General features: G+C 65.0%; 15 protein-coding genes. 10 read left to right on the top strand and 5 right to left on the bottom strand.

Annotated features, from left to right (window positions below; all coding sequences use genetic code 11):
- Positions 1 to 186: 186 nt before the first annotated feature.
- Both FJ973_RS28260 and FJ973_RS28255 read right to left on the bottom strand, forming a co-directional pair.
- Complete coding sequence (locus FJ973_RS28260; protein WP_140558670.1) at positions 187 to 1,683, bottom strand: FAD-linked oxidase C-terminal domain-containing protein; 1,497 nt, start codon at positions 1,681 to 1,683, stop codon at positions 187 to 189.
- Positions 1,684 to 1,843: 160 nt separating this feature from the next.
- Positions 1,844 to 3,166, bottom strand: a complete 1,323-nt coding sequence (locus tag FJ973_RS28255) for a DUF3422 family protein (protein ID WP_140498370.1) — start codon at positions 3,164 to 3,166, stop codon at positions 1,844 to 1,846.
- A gap of 210 nt (positions 3,167 to 3,376) precedes the next feature.
- Between FJ973_RS28255 and FJ973_RS28250 the strand changes: the two genes are divergently transcribed.
- Genes FJ973_RS28250 through FJ973_RS28240 form a run of 3 tightly spaced genes read left to right on the top strand, consistent with a single transcriptional unit; the run spans position 3,377 to position 6,149 of the window.
- Entirely contained in the window at positions 3,377 to 4,180 is an 804-nt protein-coding gene (locus FJ973_RS28250; protein WP_140515030.1) for an FCD domain-containing protein, read from the top strand.
- Between the two features lie 25 nt (positions 4,181 to 4,205).
- Entirely contained in the window at positions 4,206 to 5,342 is a 1,137-nt protein-coding gene (locus tag FJ973_RS28245; protein ID WP_140515028.1) for an alpha-hydroxy acid oxidase, read from the top strand.
- Positions 5,343 to 5,381: 39 nt separating this feature from the next.
- Entirely contained in the window at positions 5,382 to 6,149 is a 768-nt protein-coding gene (locus FJ973_RS28240; RefSeq protein ID WP_140498373.1) for a metallophosphoesterase family protein, read from the top strand.
- Between the two features lie 40 nt (positions 6,150 to 6,189).
- Here the strand turns inward: FJ973_RS28240 and FJ973_RS28235 are convergent, their stop codons facing one another.
- Together FJ973_RS28235 and FJ973_RS28230 are read right to left on the bottom strand one after the other, a co-directional pair.
- Positions 6,190 to 6,330, bottom strand: a complete 141-nt coding sequence (locus FJ973_RS28235; protein WP_181165325.1) for a hypothetical protein — start codon at positions 6,328 to 6,330, stop codon at positions 6,190 to 6,192.
- Positions 6,331 to 6,611: 281 nt separating this feature from the next.
- Complete coding sequence (locus FJ973_RS28230; protein WP_140515250.1) at positions 6,612 to 7,310, bottom strand: type 1 glutamine amidotransferase; 699 nt, start codon at positions 7,308 to 7,310, stop codon at positions 6,612 to 6,614.
- 88 nt (positions 7,311 to 7,398) lie between these two features.
- Between FJ973_RS28230 and FJ973_RS28225 the strand changes: the two genes are divergently transcribed.
- The 4 genes from FJ973_RS28225 to FJ973_RS28210 all read left to right on the top strand — a co-directional run bounded on the left by FJ973_RS28225 (position 7,399) and on the right by FJ973_RS28210 (position 11,590).
- On the top strand, positions 7,399 to 8,061 hold the full coding sequence (locus FJ973_RS28225) for a hypothetical protein (protein ID WP_140515026.1): 663 nt from the start codon (positions 7,399 to 7,401) through the stop codon (positions 8,059 to 8,061).
- Positions 8,062 to 8,092: 31 nt separating this feature from the next.
- Positions 8,093 to 8,827: a 16S rRNA (uracil(1498)-N(3))-methyltransferase gene (locus FJ973_RS28220; RefSeq protein WP_140558668.1), complete on the top strand. Its 735-nt coding sequence runs from the start codon at positions 8,093 to 8,095 to the stop codon at positions 8,825 to 8,827.
- A gap of 243 nt (positions 8,828 to 9,070) precedes the next feature.
- Positions 9,071 to 10,444: a glutamate--cysteine ligase gene (locus FJ973_RS28215; RefSeq protein ID WP_140558666.1), complete on the top strand. Its 1,374-nt coding sequence runs from the start codon at positions 9,071 to 9,073 to the stop codon at positions 10,442 to 10,444.
- Positions 10,445 to 10,543: 99 nt separating this feature from the next.
- Positions 10,544 to 11,590 (top strand): DUF937 domain-containing protein, encoded by a 1,047-nt coding sequence (locus FJ973_RS28210; RefSeq protein WP_140558664.1) that lies wholly within the window; start codon positions 10,544 to 10,546, stop codon positions 11,588 to 11,590.
- A gap of 169 nt (positions 11,591 to 11,759) precedes the next feature.
- Here the strand turns inward: FJ973_RS28210 and FJ973_RS28205 are convergent, their stop codons facing one another.
- Complete coding sequence (locus tag FJ973_RS28205; protein ID WP_140498379.1) at positions 11,760 to 12,050, bottom strand: DUF1127 domain-containing protein; 291 nt, start codon at positions 12,048 to 12,050, stop codon at positions 11,760 to 11,762.
- 177 nt (positions 12,051 to 12,227) lie between these two features.
- Here FJ973_RS28205 and FJ973_RS28200 point away from each other — a divergent pair, with 177 nt between their 5' ends.
- The 3 genes from FJ973_RS28200 (at position 12,228) to FJ973_RS28190 (ending at position 16,019) form a co-directional block, all read left to right on the top strand.
- Entirely contained in the window at positions 12,228 to 13,184 is a 957-nt protein-coding gene (locus tag FJ973_RS28200; protein WP_140558662.1) for a LysR substrate-binding domain-containing protein, read from the top strand.
- A gap of 76 nt (positions 13,185 to 13,260) precedes the next feature.
- Positions 13,261 to 14,892 (top strand): exodeoxyribonuclease VII large subunit, encoded by a 1,632-nt coding sequence (gene xseA, locus FJ973_RS28195; protein ID WP_140558660.1) that lies wholly within the window; start codon positions 13,261 to 13,263, stop codon positions 14,890 to 14,892.
- 8 nt (positions 14,893 to 14,900) lie between these two features.
- Positions 14,901 to 16,019, top strand: a complete 1,119-nt coding sequence (locus FJ973_RS28190) for a P1 family peptidase (protein WP_140558658.1) — start codon at positions 14,901 to 14,903, stop codon at positions 16,017 to 16,019.
- Positions 16,020 to 16,034: the final 15 nt, after the last annotated feature.

Raw genomic sequence — 16,034 nt, 5'->3', positions numbered from 1 at the left:
GTTCCTTCGCGCCCCCCTCTGTCCTGCCGGACATCTCCCCCTCAAGGGTGGAGATTGGATGCCGCGCCGGGTTTCGCCAATCTCCAGCGTTGGCGGAAGGGCGAAGCGACGAAGCTGCCAATCTCCCCCCGTGAGGGGGAGATGTCCGGCAGGACAGAGGGGGGCGTTCAGGCGCTGACATAACCCTCAAAACCTCGGAATGTCCGGAAACGCCATCTGTCCGCGATGCACATGCATGCGCCCCAGCTCCGCGCAGCGGCGCAGTTGCGGGAACACCTTGCCCGGGTTGAGCAGATGATTGGGATCGAAGGCGCATTTGACCCGCATCTGCTGGTCGAGGTCGATCTGGTTGAACATTTCCGGCATCAGGTCGCGTTTCTCGACGCCCACCCCATGCTCGCCGGTCAAGACGCCGCCGACCTTGACGCACAGCCGCAATATGTCGGCGCCGAAACTCTCGGCCTTGTCGAGTTCGCCCGGCACGTTGGCATCATAGAGGATCAGCGGATGCAAATTGCCGTCGCCGGCATGGAAGACATTGGCGACGCCGAGCCCGTATTTTTCGGAGAGCTCGCGCATGCCGGCCAGCACGCGCGGCAGTTCCTTGCGCGGGATGGTGCCGTCCATGCAATAATAGTCGGGCGAGATACGGCCGACCGCGGGGAAGGCAGCCTTGCGCCCTGCCCAGAAGCTCAATCGCTCCTGCTCCGACTGCGAAATGCGGCAGGTGGTCGAACCGTTGCGGATGGCGATCGCCTCGACCGCGGTGATGAGATGATCGACCTCGACGCTGGGCCCATCGAGCTCGACGATCAGCAGAGCCTCGACATCCAGGGGATATCCGGCATGGACGAAATCCTCCGCCGCATGAATCGCCGGACGGTCCATCATCTCCATGCCACCGGGAATGATGCCGGCGCCGATAATGTCGGCGACGCATTGGCCACCCTGCTCGCTGGTCGGGAAGCCGATCAGCAGCGCACGTGCCGTCTCCGGCCTCTTCAAAATGCGCACGATGACTTCGGTGACGACGCCCAGCAGGCCTTCGGAGCCGGTCATGACGCCGAGCAGGTCGTAGCCTTCCGCGTCCAGATGCCTGCCGCCGAGCCGCACCACCTCGCCGCTCATCAGCACCATCTCGATGCCGAGCACATTGTTGGCGGTCAGGCCGTATTTGAGGCAGTGCACGCCGCCGGAATTTTCGGCGACATTGCCGCCGATCGAACAGGCGATCTGGGAAGATGGGTCGGGGGCGTAGTAAAAACCCTCCTGCTCGACGGCGGTGGTGATGCCGAGATTGGTGACGCCCGGCTGGGCGACGACGATGCGATTGGGGAAATCGATCTCGATAATGCGGTTGAAGCGGCTCATGACCAGGAGCACCGCGTCCTCCAGCGGCAGCGCGCCGCCCGACAGCGAGGTGCCGGAGCCGCGCGGCACGACGCGGATGTTGCGGTCATTGCAGTATTTCAGCACGCGCGAAACCTGTGCCACCGTTTCGGGAAGCACCACGACCAATGGCAATTGCCGGTAGGCGGTCAGGCCATCGCTCTCGAAGGCGCGCATTTCGTTGGCCGCGTCGACCACACCCTCGCCCGGCACGATAAAGCGCATGTCGGCGACGATCTCGCCGCGCCGGCGCATCGTGGCGTCGTCTGGCTTGGGCATGGCAAGGCCGGACATCGGCAGCCTCATCTCGCGTGACTGGTCAAAATCTTTTACCAGTGAAGGGCGTCGGTTGCAAACCCCGCTTTGACCGAGAGCGGACACGGACGCAACGGACGCCTTCCGTAGCGGCAATCTGCCGCTGGCGCGCTTTACCCTGTGGGAAGTAAAGGCGCGCCTACTCGCCCGGATGTTTCGTCGGCTCGGAATGCATGCGCCGCACCCGCCGCACGCCCCACCAGACCAGCAGGATGGCGAGCGGCACGCACGCCGCCGTGACCACTTCGGGCGCGAAGGCATGGCCGAAGATCGAGGCGCCCTTGGCGACATAGCCGACGAGGCCGACGACATAGTAGGAAACGGCCGCGACCGACAGGCCTTCGACGGTCTGCTGCAGGCGCAGTTGCAACCGGGCGCGATTGTTCATCGAGGCGAGCAGGTCGCGGTTCTGCTTCTCGACCTCGACATCGACCCAGGTGCGCAGCAGCGTGGTGGCGCGCGTCAGCTTGCGCGACAGGTTGGCCTGACGCTCCTCGACCGAACGGCAGGTGCGCATGGCAGGCGCCATGCGCCGCCGCAGGAACCCCGCCCAGGTGTCATATCCCTGTACGGCTTCTTCCTCGAGCGCTTCCAGCCTTTCGCCGACGATGCCGTCATAGGCACGGCTGGCGCCGAAGCGGTAGAGGCTCGACGCCGCGTCGGCTTCCAACTCAGCCGCGAGTTCGGTCAGGTCGGCAAGCAATTTCTGGCTGTCGCGGGTCTCGGCGAGTTTCATCTCCAGCGTGATCTGGGCCAGCCTGTCCTCGATACGGCGGGCGCGACCGGACAAGGCCAGCGCCAACGGCAGGCCGAGCATGGCGAGCGTGCGGTAGGTCTCGATGTCGATCAGCCGCTGCGACAAGGCGCCGGTACTGGCCGGCGTCAGGGCGCGGTCAAGGATCAGCATACGGGTCAGGCCGTCGCCATCCTGGCGGAAATCGGTGACGATTGCTGCATTGCCGCGTTCGACCAGCGAATAGCAGAGGCTGGTCGGATCGAAGCCGGCGATCGACCGCTCGCCCGCCTGCGTCCATTTGCGGATCTCGAGCCGGATGCCTGAAATAACGGTTCCGGGTGGAGAAAATCCGTTGCCGAACGGCGAATCCTCCTGGCCCTTGCCGCCTTCGGCAAGCGGCCCTTCCCACAGATAGGTGGAGAATTCGGTATGCCGCTCCCAGCGCAACGAGCCCTGGCCCCATCTCATGGCGTGATGGCGGGCCTGACGGTCGGGCGCGGCTATGCCGAGCCGGCGCGACAGCTCGGAAAGCACCGAATGATCGACGCCGGCGCCACCCTCGGTCATGAAGGCGAGCTGGATCAGCACACGCGGCTTCTCGACCAGCGGGTGCGGACGGGCATGGACTTCGCCCAGCGCGCCGGGCCGTCCCTCATGCGCCGGAAAGCCGAGCACGCTGCCCTTGGCGCGCGGCTGAAATTCGAGATTGGACGGGTCGTGCGACACGGCTTGTTCCCCGGGTTTCTTTGAACCCTCTTGCAGTTGCGTCCTCTAGAGCCAATAGGCTCCTGACGCAAACAGCAAAGTTTAGCCGAAGACGATATGGGCGCGAGCGGGGAAGCCGACACGCTTCGACCAATTGGATAAATAATTTGACCAGTTGGCGACGCTGGCTTTATCTTGCGTGACACCGGTTCAACACTCCCAGGCATGCCGTTGAGCGACATTTTTTCCAGGATCGAGCACTCGCGAACCGCCGACGAGGTGGTGCAGCAGATCGAAAGCCTCGTCCTCGAAGGCGTGCTGCGCACCGGCGACCGGCTGCCTGGCGAGCGCGAGCTGGCACGCCAGTTCGATGTGTCCCGGCCGATCCTGCGCGACGCGCTGAAGGCGCTCGAGGGACGCGGCCTTTTGACGACGCGGCCGGGCGGCGGCACATATGTCGCCGACATCATCGGCCAGCTGTTCACCAAGCCGGTGGCGGACCTGATCTCGACGCATCGCAAGGCGGTGGCCGATTACCTGGAATATCGCCGCGAGGTGGAGGGGATCGCCGCCGAATATGCGGCGCGGCGCGCCACGCCGGAGGACCTGGCCCTGCTCGACCGCATCATGGCACGCATGGACGAAGCGCACCGCACCGGGGATTTCGACGACGAAGCCGAGATCGACGTCGAATTCCATCATGCGATCTGCGAATGCGCGCACAACATCCTGCTCCTGCATACGCTGCGCTCCTGCTACAGGCTGCTGTCGGAAGGCGTGTTCCAGAACCGGTTGCTAGTGTTCACGGTGCCCGGCGCGCGCGATGCGCTGCTGGCCCAGCACCGGGCGATCCACATCGCGGTCAAGGCCGGCGACCCGGCCGGCGCGCGGCAGGCGGCGATGGACCACATGATCTATGTCGAGCGGTCGATGGCGCAAGCCGAGCGCAGCGGCGACTGGCAGCGCGTATCGCGGCTCAGGCTCAGGCAACGCTCTGAAGCCGGCGATGCCGAACCGGCGCGCAAACGCTCCTGAACGATATCGATCAAGCGGGGACACGATGAGCGACATTCTCACCATTGCCGACCTCAAGGACCTGGCGCGACGGCGCGTGCCCAGGATGTTCTTCGAGTATGCCGATTCCGGCGCATGGACCGAGAGCACCTACCGGGCCAACGAGGAGGACTTCCAGAAGATCAAGTTCCGCCAGCGCGTGCTGGTCGACATGAGCAACCGCTCACTGGAATCGACCATGATCGGCGAGAAGGTGGCCATGCCGGTGGCGCTGGCCCCAACCGGCCTGACCGGCATGCAGCATGCCGACGGCGAGATGCTGGCGGCGCAGGCGGCCGAGGAATTCGGCGTGCCGTTCACGCTGTCGACGATGAGCATCTGCTCGATCGAGGATGTCGCGTCGGTGACGAAGAAGCCGTTCTGGTTCCAGCTTTACGTGCTGCGCGATAAGGACTTCGTGCTCGACCTGATCGACCGGGCAAAAGCGGCGAAATGCTCGGCGTTGGTGCTGACGCTCGACCTGCAGATCCTCGGCCAACGGCACAAGGATGTCCGCAACGGACTTTCGGCGCCGCCCAAGATGACGCTGGCCAACATCGCCAACATCGCGGTCCGTCCGCGCTGGTGGATGCGCATGGCCGGCACGAAGCGCCGCACGTTCCGCAACATCGTCGGCCACGCCAAGGGCGTCGGCGACGTGGCTTCGCTGGCGTCATGGACGACGGAGCAGTTCGACCCGCATCTGTCGTGGAAGGATGTCGCCTGGATCAAGGAACGCTGGGGCGGCAAGCTGATCCTGAAAGGCATTCTCGACAAGGAAGACGCGTTGATGGCCGCTGAAACGGGCGCCGATGCGATCGTGGTTTCCAACCATGGCGGGCGTCAGTTGGACGGCGCATCCTCGTCGATCATGGCGCTGGAGGAAATCGCGGACGCGGTCGGCGACAGGATCGAGGTGCACATGGATGGCGGCATCCGCTCCGGCCAGGACGTGCTGAAGGCACTGTGCCTCGGCGCCAGGGGCACCTATATCGGCCGGCCGTTTCTCTACGGCCTGGGCGCGCTCGGCAAGGAAGGCGTTACCAAGGCGCTGGAAATCATACGTAAGGAGATGGACATCACACTGGCGCTGTGCGGAAAACGTCTTGTGACCGACATGGGCAAGGACCAGATCCGGCGCTAGCCAGGTCGGCGACGGCCTGATCACGGAGACAGCGATACGTTGGCAGAACCCGACATTCATTTCCTGGACGCGCGCGGACCGGACGGCATGCGGCTCTACGCAATCGGCGATGTCCATGGCCGGCTCGATTTGCTGGCCGCCATGCATCAGCGAATCGAGAGCGAGCTCGAATGGAAGCCGGCTCGCGACTGGCGCGTCATCCACCTCGGCGACTATGTCGACCGTGGGCCGGACTCCAAGGACGTCGTCGATTTCCTGATCGAGGCGCGCAAACGCGATCCGCGAAACCTGATGCTTGCCGGCAATCACGATCTCGGCTTTCTCGATTTTCTCGATACCCCTGACCCGGACGGGCTTTTCATGCGCTATGGCGGGGTCCAGACGGCGCTATCCTACGGTGTGCCCCTCGCGGCCGACGCCGGCTGGTTCGGCAGGATGGAGACGATGAGACGGGGGCATCAGGCTCTGCTCGAAGCAGTACCGCAACACCATATCGATTTCCTGCGTTCGCTACCCTTCTCAATCAGCTTCGGCGACTTCTTCTTCTGCCATGCCGGCATCCGGCCAGGCGTTGCCCTGGAGAACCAGAATCCGCAGGATCTGATCTGGATCCGCGACGTTTTCCACGATCACGCCGGCCTTTTCCCGAAGATCGTGGTGCACGGCCACACGCCCGTTCCCGAGGCGGAGGTCATGGCCAACCGCGTCAATGTCGATACGCTCGCCTGGCAATCAGGCATGCTGAGCGCGCTCGTTGTCGAGGACGCCGACAAACGCATTCTGACAATGACAATAAGGGAAGCTTGAGTGGCGCGCGTCGCGGAAACGACGCGAACGGTCCGGCTATTCAGCGCAGCGAAGCGGTGACGCCGTAGCCGTCGACGGCGTTGTGGTTGTTGGCGGCATCGGCCGCATAGATGCCGAGACCGCAAATCACGATGGCGGACATCATGGCAAAGGACAGAAGCGCTGCTTTCACGGACGTCATCTCTTGTTGAGCTTCCTGCATCTGTGCACGAGGCGGTTACCAATGCGTTGAAACCGAAAATACGTCTCAAAGTTTCGACGATTTCGCGCTTCTAGGCACGTTCTGTATCGGCGGTGTGTCGCACGGGCCACACAAAGGTCCATCGCGGTTGCACCGGTGATGCAGAGCGCGCGCCTTCTAGGATGGCGGGCGTACACAAGCCAAGGACGAAACCGGTTTTCCCCAGGCGGATTCACCGCCGCGTGCCAATTATGCCACGCCCTGGTCCGCAGAGATGATGCTCAGATCGTCGCCACCCATGCGCGGGCGATGGCAAGGCCGGCAGCATCGGCATCCGGTCCGTTACGGGCCATTTCGCCATCGAGCTTGCCGGCCCAGTCGGGGTGGCGCGCTGCAATGATCGGCGCGAAAGAGGTGCTCCAGTCCTTCACCAGCGGCCGATCGGCCTCGAAGTGGAACTGGAAGCCGTAGACGGCGCGGCCGACGCGGAACGCCTGGTTCTCGGCGACATCATTGCCGGCGAGCCGCACGGCGTTTTCAGGCAGCACGAAGGTGTCGTCGTGCCATTGGAAGATCGGGAACTTTTCCGGAAGCTCGGCCAGCACCGGATCGGCCTTGGCGTCCGGCGTCAGCGAAACGCCGCGCCAGCCGAATTCGTTGGCGCCGCCGATGCGGTTCTCGCCGCCGAAGGCGCGGGCAACCAGCTGGCTGCCGAGGCAGATGCCGAGCACCGCGCGGTTCTTGCCGGCGAAATCGCGGGTCAGTTCGAGCAGCGCCGGAAAATAGGGATATTCCTCATCGGCCAGCGCGTTCTGGCCGCCGCCGAGCACCACCATGGCGTCGTGGCCGTTCGCATCATCCGGCAGCGGATCGCCCTTGTAAGGAAGGCGGATGTCGAGATCGGCACCGGCTTCCGCAAGTGCCGCGCCGACCTGGCCGAGGCCGGTGTTGTCGTAGTTCTGGACCACCAGCACCCGCATCGCAAAACCCTGCTGACGTGAAAACGATGCGACGAGCGATATCATGGCGCCGGCATTTCAGCCAAGATGCGGGCGCGCGGAGAAAACTATGCCACTGCAAAACCGGGTCGATCCGTTCGGCGCTATCCACGCCGTGCCCGAGCGCGGCCTGTTCATGGGCAATCGCGGCATCATCCACGATCCCGAGACCAGGACGCTGTTGAAAAAACGCTGGGCGCTTCACGCCTGGATCATCTGCGTCTGCGACTTCGGCGACGTGCGGCGCGAGCCGATGGGCCGCAACCGGCGACGTGATGATCTATCGGGACCCAAGGCGGGCTGGACGGAACTGTTCTTCCTCGACGAGGTGACGGCGCTGGCGGCGGGCCATCGGCCCTGCTTCTTCTGCCGGCGCGAACGGGCCAGGGATTTTGTGGGTCGCTTCGGCGAAGCCTTCGGCATAACGGAGCCGCGCGCGCCGCAGGTCGACAAGCGGCTGCACAAGGAGCGGCTGGCCGCGGGCGGCAAGCCGCCGGTGGTGGCGGCTGACGAGCTTGCAGGCCTGCCCGACGGCACGATGGTCGAGGGTGGAGGCAATGCCTACGCCTTGCGTCGCGGCAAGGCGCTGCGCTGGTCGTTCGCAGGATATTGCGGAGCGCAGGATTTCAACGACCTCGCTCATCGGCCGCTACGGCTGCTGACGCCGCCGACCACGATCGGGGTGTTGAGGCGAGGCTACGAACCCGTCTGGCATCCTTCCGCCAAGGCTTGACGCCAACCGCCGGCTCGCCCATTCCTCGGCCATGCGCGCCAATTACAAGATGCAACGCCTGTTCGTGCCCGACGATCTCGGGCCGGAGATCGAGTTCGACGCCGGCCACCAGCAGAGCCATTATCTCCTGCACGTGCTGCGGCTTGGCGAGGGCGCCGAGATCCTGTTGTTCAACGGCCGCGACGGCGAATGGTCGGCGGCCATCGCGGCCAAGTCCAAGAAGGCGGTGAAGCTGAGGGTGCTGGCGCGGCAACGGCCGCAGCCGCCGCTGCCAGATCTCGTCTACTGCTTCGCACCGCTGAAGCAGGGCCGGCTCGACTATCTCGTGCAGAAGGCTGTCGAGATGGGCGCCGGCGTGCTGCAGCCGGTCATCACCCAGCACACGCAAGTGGCCAAACCCTCCATCGACCGCTTGCGCGCCAACGTCGTCGAGGCGGCCGAGCAGTGCGGCATACTTGCGGTGCCGCAGGTGCGGGAAGCGGAAAAGTTCGAACGCCTGCTGACCGCCTGGGACAAGGAGCGGCGGCTGGTCTTCTGCGACGAGGACGCTTCGACCAACAATCCCCTGCCCGCGCTGCAAGCGGTAAGCGAAAGGAAGCTCGGCCTGCTGGTCGGGCCGGAAGGCGGATTTTCCGATGAGGAGCGCAAGCTGTTGCGCGCTCTGCCTTTCGTCACTGCCATTCCGCTCGGCCCGCGCATCCTGCGCGCCGATACGGCCGCCGTGGCCGCACTGGCGGTGATGCAGACCACAATCGGCGATTGGTGAGGGTTTCTTCCTCCCCTCTTGTGGAGATGGGAAGAGCCGCATCGTTCAATTCCTGTTGACCTCTGGCTCAGGATTTTTCGCTTGATCGGCTACTGACATTTCGTCCATCTAGCGCCGGCGGTCTTCCGGCCGCCCTGCAGTGCCGCGCGTCGACGCGCAAAGGCCGCTGTAGTACTTTGATTTTGGCGCATATCCCGAAAATCGAGGTCGATTTCGGGATCATAGCGCCGCAGGGGCTTGATGATGGCGCGCGACACAACCGATTTCCGGCCGATCGAAGGCATGGACGAACTCGTCGCGCATCTGGCCGAGGGCAACAAGCCGCGGGAGAAGTGGCGCATCGGCACCGAGCACGAGAAATTCCCGTTCTACGTCGACGGCAACGGGCCCGTGCCCTATGGCGGCGAGCGCGGCATACGCGCCATCCTCGAAGGCATGCAGTCAAAGCTCGGCTGGGACCCCATCATCGATGACGGCCGCATCATCGGCCTGGTCGAGCCGACCGGCCAGGGCGCGATTTCGCTGGAGCCCGGCGGCCAATTCGAACTCTCCGGCGCGCCGCTGGAGACGATCCACCAGACCTGCCGCGAGGGCAATGCCCACCTGGCGCAGGTGCGCGAGATCGCCGAGCCGATGGGCATCCGCTTCCTTGGCCTTGGCGGCAGCCCGAAATGGTCGCTGGCCGAGACGCCGAAAATGCCGAAGTCGCGCTACGAGATCATGACGCGCTACATGCCCAAGGTCGGCACCAAGGGCCTCGACATGATGTACCGCACCTGCACGATCCAGGTTAATCTCGACTTCGAGAGCGAGGTGGACATGCGGCGCAAGATGCAGGTGTCGCTGAAGCTGCAGCCGCTGTCGACGGCGCTGTTCGCCAATTCGCCCTTCACGGAAAGCCGGCCGAACGGCTTGCAGAGCTGGCGCGGCGACATCTGGCGCGACACCGACAACCAACGCTCGGGCCTGCTCGAATTCTGCTTCTCGCCCGATTTCGGTTTTGCCGACTATGTCGAATGGGCACTCGACGTGCCGATGTATTTCGTCATCCGCGACGGCCAGTACCACGACATGACGCACGTCACCTTCCGTCAGTTCATGGCCGGGGCCGTCCGCAATGAAATCCCGGACGGATTGCCGACGATGGGCGACTGGGCTAACCATCTGTCGACGCTCTTCCCCGACGTGCGGCTGAAGCGCTTTCTCGAGATGCGCGGCGCCGATGGCGGGCCGTGGCGGCGCATCTGCGCCCTTCCGGCCTTCTGGGTCGGGCTGCTTTATGACGAGGCAGCGCTCGATGCGGCGGAGGCGCTGACCTCGAGCTGGACCTACGGGGAAGTGCTGGCGATGCGCAACGCCGTGCCCGAACAAGGCATTTCGGCGCCGTTCCGCAACGCCACGTTGCGCGACATCGCTCGCGACGTGCTCACCATCTCGCGCATGGGGCTGAAGAACCGCGGCAAGAAGAACCGCGACGGCTATGACGAGACCTCGTTCCTCAACACGCTCGACGAAGTCGTGGCGCGCGGCACCACCAGCGCCGAGGAGATGCTGTCGGCCTACCACACACGCTGGGGCGGCTCGATCGAGCCGGTGTTCATGGAATACGCCTATTAACCCTCGGCTTCGAGGCGGCCGAGCTCCTGCAAAAGCCGCTTCAATCGGCGGTGGAAACGAATTAGGCTTCTCCGGCGGGGATTTCCGGAGGAGAGACCAATGCCTTCCTTGTTCGACATGCTGGCACAAGCCCAGAACGGCAGCGGCATGCAGGCGCTTGCCCAACAATACGGGCTCTCGATGCAGCAGACGCAATCTGCGGTGGAGGCGTTGCTGCCTGCCTTTTCGCAAGGACTGAGGCGCAACACCGCCGATCCCTATGGGCTCGGCGCCTTCATGACGGCGATGGCGAGCGGTCAGCACGCCAAGTATTTCGAGGACGCGACCCGGGCCTTCTCGCCGCAAGGCATCAATGAGGGCAACGGCATTCTGGGGCATCTGTTCGGCTCGAAGGATCTGTCGCGCGCGGTTGCCGGCCAGGCGGCGCAAGCGACCGGTATCAGCCAGCAGGTGCTGCAACAGATGCTGCCGGCCCTGGCCTCGATGATGATGGGCGGGCTGTTCAAGCAGACCACCAATCAGTTGGCCGGGGGGCAGATGCAGGCGGCCAGCGGCTTCGGCGCCGCCGGCAGCAATCCGCTGGGCGAGATCATCGAGCAGATGATGCGCCAGGGAGGCGGCCTGGGCGGCGCCCAGGCGCCGGCGCCGCAGCCGAGCCCGCCATCGCAAGACCCGATGGACAACCCGCTTGGCAAGGTGCTGCAGGACATGTTCGGCGGCGGCGCGCCACAGCCGCAAAGCCGATCCCAGCCGCAACCGCAGCAGACACAGAACCCCTTTGGCGACAATCCGCTCGGCAAGGTGCTGCACGACATGTTCGGCGGTGGCGCGCAGCCGCCGCAAGACCAGCCTCAGCCGCAGCAGACCCAGAGCCCCTATGGCGACAGTCCGCTAGGCAAGATCTTCGAGGAGATGCTGCGGCAGGGTGGCGGTGTATCAGGCGGCGAGCAGCCGGCGCCGCAGCCCCAAGCTCGGCGGCAGCCCCAGGCGCCGCAGCCGCAGGCCAATCCGAGCGGCAGGCCGACGAACCCGTTCGACGATCTGTTTGGCAAGATGTTCGAGACCGGAGCGCAGCAGCGCGACGACTACCAGAAAGGCATGGAGTCGATTTTCGACCAGTTCAAGCGCGGCATGGATCGGCGGTAGCCGTCGCCCAGGTTTTGGCTTTTGCCTAGCGCAAAAAGAAAGCCCGGTCCTTGGGAGGACCGGGCAGCGTGCAGGCAGGCCGGCGGGGGACCGGCAGGGAGTGGGAAGCCTGCATAACCTTTGTCGCGCTGACTGAGGAAAAGGTTCAGCGGGACCGAAACTCAACCGATCAGGCCACCCTGCGGGCGATGTCCTCGATGGTTTCGACGCGATCGCTGGCGATTTCGCGCAGCATCGCCGTCGGATCGCGGCCAAACGGCACGTCGATGGCGACGTGCAGGTCGGCGCGCGTCAGGCCGATATCGGCAAGCTCGGCGTCCGACATCTCGCCGAGGCGATAGAAGGCACGGCGGTTTTTCCAGGCCTGATAGACATTGGAGACCGCATTGATCGCGCGCGTCGCAACGGCCGGACGCGTGGTGATGCGCGAGGTCTCGGTGGCGAAATCAAACGTAACCATGTCGGTCTCCTTCAGACTCGAACGGGCAAAACCAGGCGATCGGCGCTGGCGACAGCGGCCGTTCCGGCTTCGATTCACATGCCTTCATGTGGACATCAGTAATTTGCCATTGCTCGATTGATTAATCCAACGAATGTTTCTAATCTTAAGCATCAACACCAGTGATGGATCATGCCGATGAAAGCGCCGCTCGATCTCGATCAGTTGCAGACCTTCATCTCGATCGCCGACACTGGCAGTTTCACCCGGGCGGCCGAAGAGGTGCACCGCACCCAGTCGGCGGTGTCGATGCAGATGCGCCGGCTGGAGGAGCGGATCGGCAAGCCGCTGTTCGAAAAGGAGGGGCGCAGCAACAGACTGACGGAGGAAGGCGACAAGCTGCTTTCCTACGCAAGACGGCTGCTCTATCTCAACCGCGAAACGCTGGCCGCCTTCGACGACCGGCGGCTCGAAGGCACGATCCGGATCGGTACGCCGGACGACTACGCCGACCGTTTCCTGCCCGAGATCATGGCGCGCTTCACACGTTCCAATCCACGCGTCGAACTGACCGTCGTCTGCGAACCGACGCCGGGGCTGGTCGAACACATCAAGCGCGGCAATCTCGACCTGGCGTTGGTGACGCATAACGACGTGCGGGGCCAGTCCGAGGTGGTGCGGCGCGAACCGCTGCTGTGGGTCACCTCGGCCAACCACGCCACGCACGAGCAGGAGACGCTGCCTATGGCCTTTGGCCGGCCAAACTGTATCTGGCGACGCGCCGCCGTCGACGTGCTTGACCAGCAGAACCACGACTATCGTATCCTGTTCACCAGCTTTTCCGCAACGGTCATCACCGCCGCGGTGTTGTCGGGCCTGGCGATCTCAGTGCTGCCGGAATGCGCGCTCAGGCCCGGCATGCGGGTGCTGGGCGAGGCCGACGGCTTCGGCGCCCTGCCCGACTGCCGTATCGGCATCATGCGCGGCCAAACCTCGCGGCCGGAGATCGTCGATGCACTGGCCCGGCACATTTCCGAAAGCCTGGACAACATCTCGGTGCCGCTTGGCGAAGAGGCGGGAACGTTCGATTTCGCGGCACTCGCCTTCAGCAAGATGCGGCGAACCAAGCCGAACCAGATCCTGCCGGGCTGGTAAGCGATCAGACGCACCTGAACGCCGACCTGAAAACAGCCAGCTTGACGCCGGCGCGCAACCACCCCCCAATCGGCCGATGAGCGAAGCAGCATCCGAATCACGCAGCAACGCCACCGAATATACGGTGAGCGAAATATCAGGCGCCCTGAAGCGCACGGTCGAGGATGCCTTCGGCAATGTGCGGGTGCGCGGTGAAATCTCGGGTTATCGCGGGCCGCACTCCTCCGGCCATGCCTATTTCACGCTGAAGGACGACCGCGCGCGGCTCGACGCCGTGGTGTGGAAGGGCACGATGGGCCGGCTGAAATTCCGCCCCGAAGAAGGAATGGAGGTGATCGCCACCGGCAGGCTCACCACCTATCCCGGCAAATCCAACTACCAGATTGTCATCGACAATCTGGAACCGGCGGGCGCCGGAGCCTTGATGGCGCTGCTGGAGGAGCGCAAGCGCCGGCTGCAGGCCGAAGGACTGTTCGAGGGGGGCCGCAAGCGGTTGCTGCCCTTCATGCCGCGCGTCATCGGCGTCGTCACCTCGCCGACGGGTGCCGTCATCCGCGACATCATCCACCGGATCAAGGATCGTTTTCCGCTGCATGTGCTCGTCTGGCCGGTGCGGGTGCAAGGCGAAACCGCGGGCGCCGAGGTGACCGCCGCCGTCGCCGGTTTCAACGCGCTGGCAAGGGATGGCACCATCGAGCGCCCGGACCTGCTGATCGTGGCGCGCGGCGGCGGCAGCCTCGAGGACTTGTGGGGCTTCAACGACGAGGTGCTGGCCCGCGCCGTCGCCGCCTCCGCCATTCCGGTGATTTCGGCCGTCGGCCACGAAACCGACTGGACGCTGATCGACCTCGTCGCGGATGTGAGAGCGCCGACGCCAACAGGGGCGGCCGAAATCGCCGTCCCGGTGAAGGCCGACCTCGAAGCGACGCTCGCCAGTCTCGGCGCGCGGCTCAAGGCTGCGGTTTCGCGCAATTTCGAGCGCAAGCGCCAGTCCGTGCGCGCGGCGGCGCGTGCGCTGCCCTCGCCCGATCAGTTGCTGGCGCTGCCACGTCGTCGCCTCGACGAGGCGGCGAGCCGGCTCGGGCGCGGCCTCATGGTTTCGACCGAACGCAAGCGGGGACGCTTCCTCGCCCTGAAACTGACGCCGGCAATGCTGTCGCAGCGAATCGCCGAGGCGCGGCGGACCAACGAGCGCAATCTCCTGCGGGCACAGGGCGCGTTGCGCACGCTGACGAGAGCCCGGCGCGCGGAGCTCAATCGCGCCGCCGATCAATTGCCGAAATGCGCCCGGGCGTCGCTACAGCGGCACCGGCAGCAATTGGCGGCGCTGCAGGGCCGCATCACCATAGAGCCCACGGCGCGGCGGCAGCGGACCCAAAGGGATTTCCTGACCGCGCTGACGCGGCGCAGCACGCATGCGGCATCGCTGAGGCTGGAGCGGCTGCGCAGTCGCGTCGCCCAGGCCGACCGCTTGCTGGCGACGCTGTCGCACAAGGCCGTGCTGGCACGCGGCTTCGCCCTAGTGAAGGATGCCGACGGCGCCGTCGTCAAGCGTGCGGCGGAATTGTCGGCGGGGATGGCGCTGTCCCTGGAGTTCGCCGACGGGACGGCGGATGCGGTCGCGACCAGCGGCTCGGCGCGGCCACGACCGGCCGCCAAAACCGCGATCAAGGCCAAGGAGCCCGGCAGCCAGGGCTCCCTATTCTGAACCGTGACATGACAGACAATCCGCATCATCACAAAACGCCCTCCGGCAAGCCGCGCGCGCGAAGCTTCGGCATCGGCTTCGACGGCACGCCCGGCCCGTTCAACGCGATCACCGACGTGGCTGGAGTGTCGGTCGGCTATTCCACGCTGATTTCAGGCGACGGCCCGCTCGTCGTAGGCCAGGGACCGGTGCGCACCGGCGTGACCGCGATCCTGCCCAGGCCGCGGGCCGACCTTGCCACACCGGTCTTCGCCGGCATCTTCAGCCAGAACGGCAATGGCGAACTGACCGGCTCGCATATCGTCGAGGAGACCGGCGCCTTCAACTTCCCCATCACCGTCACCAACACGCATTCCTGCGGCGTTTCGCGCGACGGTACGCTGCGCTGGATGAGCAAGGTGCTGCCAGCCGCACTCGACAGCGGCTGGGGACTGCCGGTGGCAGCTGAAACCTATGACGGCTTCCTCAACGACATCAACGGCCACCACGTGACATCAGGGCATGTTGCCGAGGCGCTCGACGGTGCCGCCAGCGGACCGATCGAGGAAGGCAGCGTCGGCGGCGGCACCGGCATGATCGCCTTCGGCTTCAAGGCCGGTTCGGGCACCGCGTCGCGCATCACCGAATGGCAAGGGCGTGCCTATACTGTCGGCGCCTTCGTGCAGGCGAATTTCGGCAAGCGGCGCAATTTCACGCTTCGAGGCCTGCGCGCCGGGCCGGAGCTCGTCGAACCCGCGATCCGCGAAGGCACGCCACGTGCCGAAAAAGGCTCGATCATCGCCGTTATTGCCACCGACGCACCGTTCCTGCCGCATCAGATGAAGCGGCTGGCCCGCCGTGTGCCGCTCGGCGTCGCCATGACCGGCGGCTTCGGCTATCACAGTTCCGGCGACATCTTCCTCGCCTTCTCTACCGCCAATCCCGACGCGGCCCTGGCGCCGCCGGGCCGGATCGCTCGCGCCGAGTTCATCCCCGACAGCGACATCGATCCGTTCTTCGATGCCGTGGTCCAGGGCGTCGAGGAAGCCGTCCTCAATGCGATGGTCGCCAACGAGGACATGACCGGCCGCGACGGCAATTTCGTGCCGGCGCTGCCGAAGGCGTGGCTGAAGGAGAAATTCGGCTGAGACAAATACGCGGAC

Source organism: Mesorhizobium sp. B2-1-3, from assembly GCF_006442495.1.
Classification (GTDB): Bacteria; Pseudomonadota; Alphaproteobacteria; order Rhizobiales; family Rhizobiaceae; genus Mesorhizobium.
Note: the sequence above shows the minus strand (reverse complement) of the source record. Positions and strands in the feature narration are given on the sequence as shown.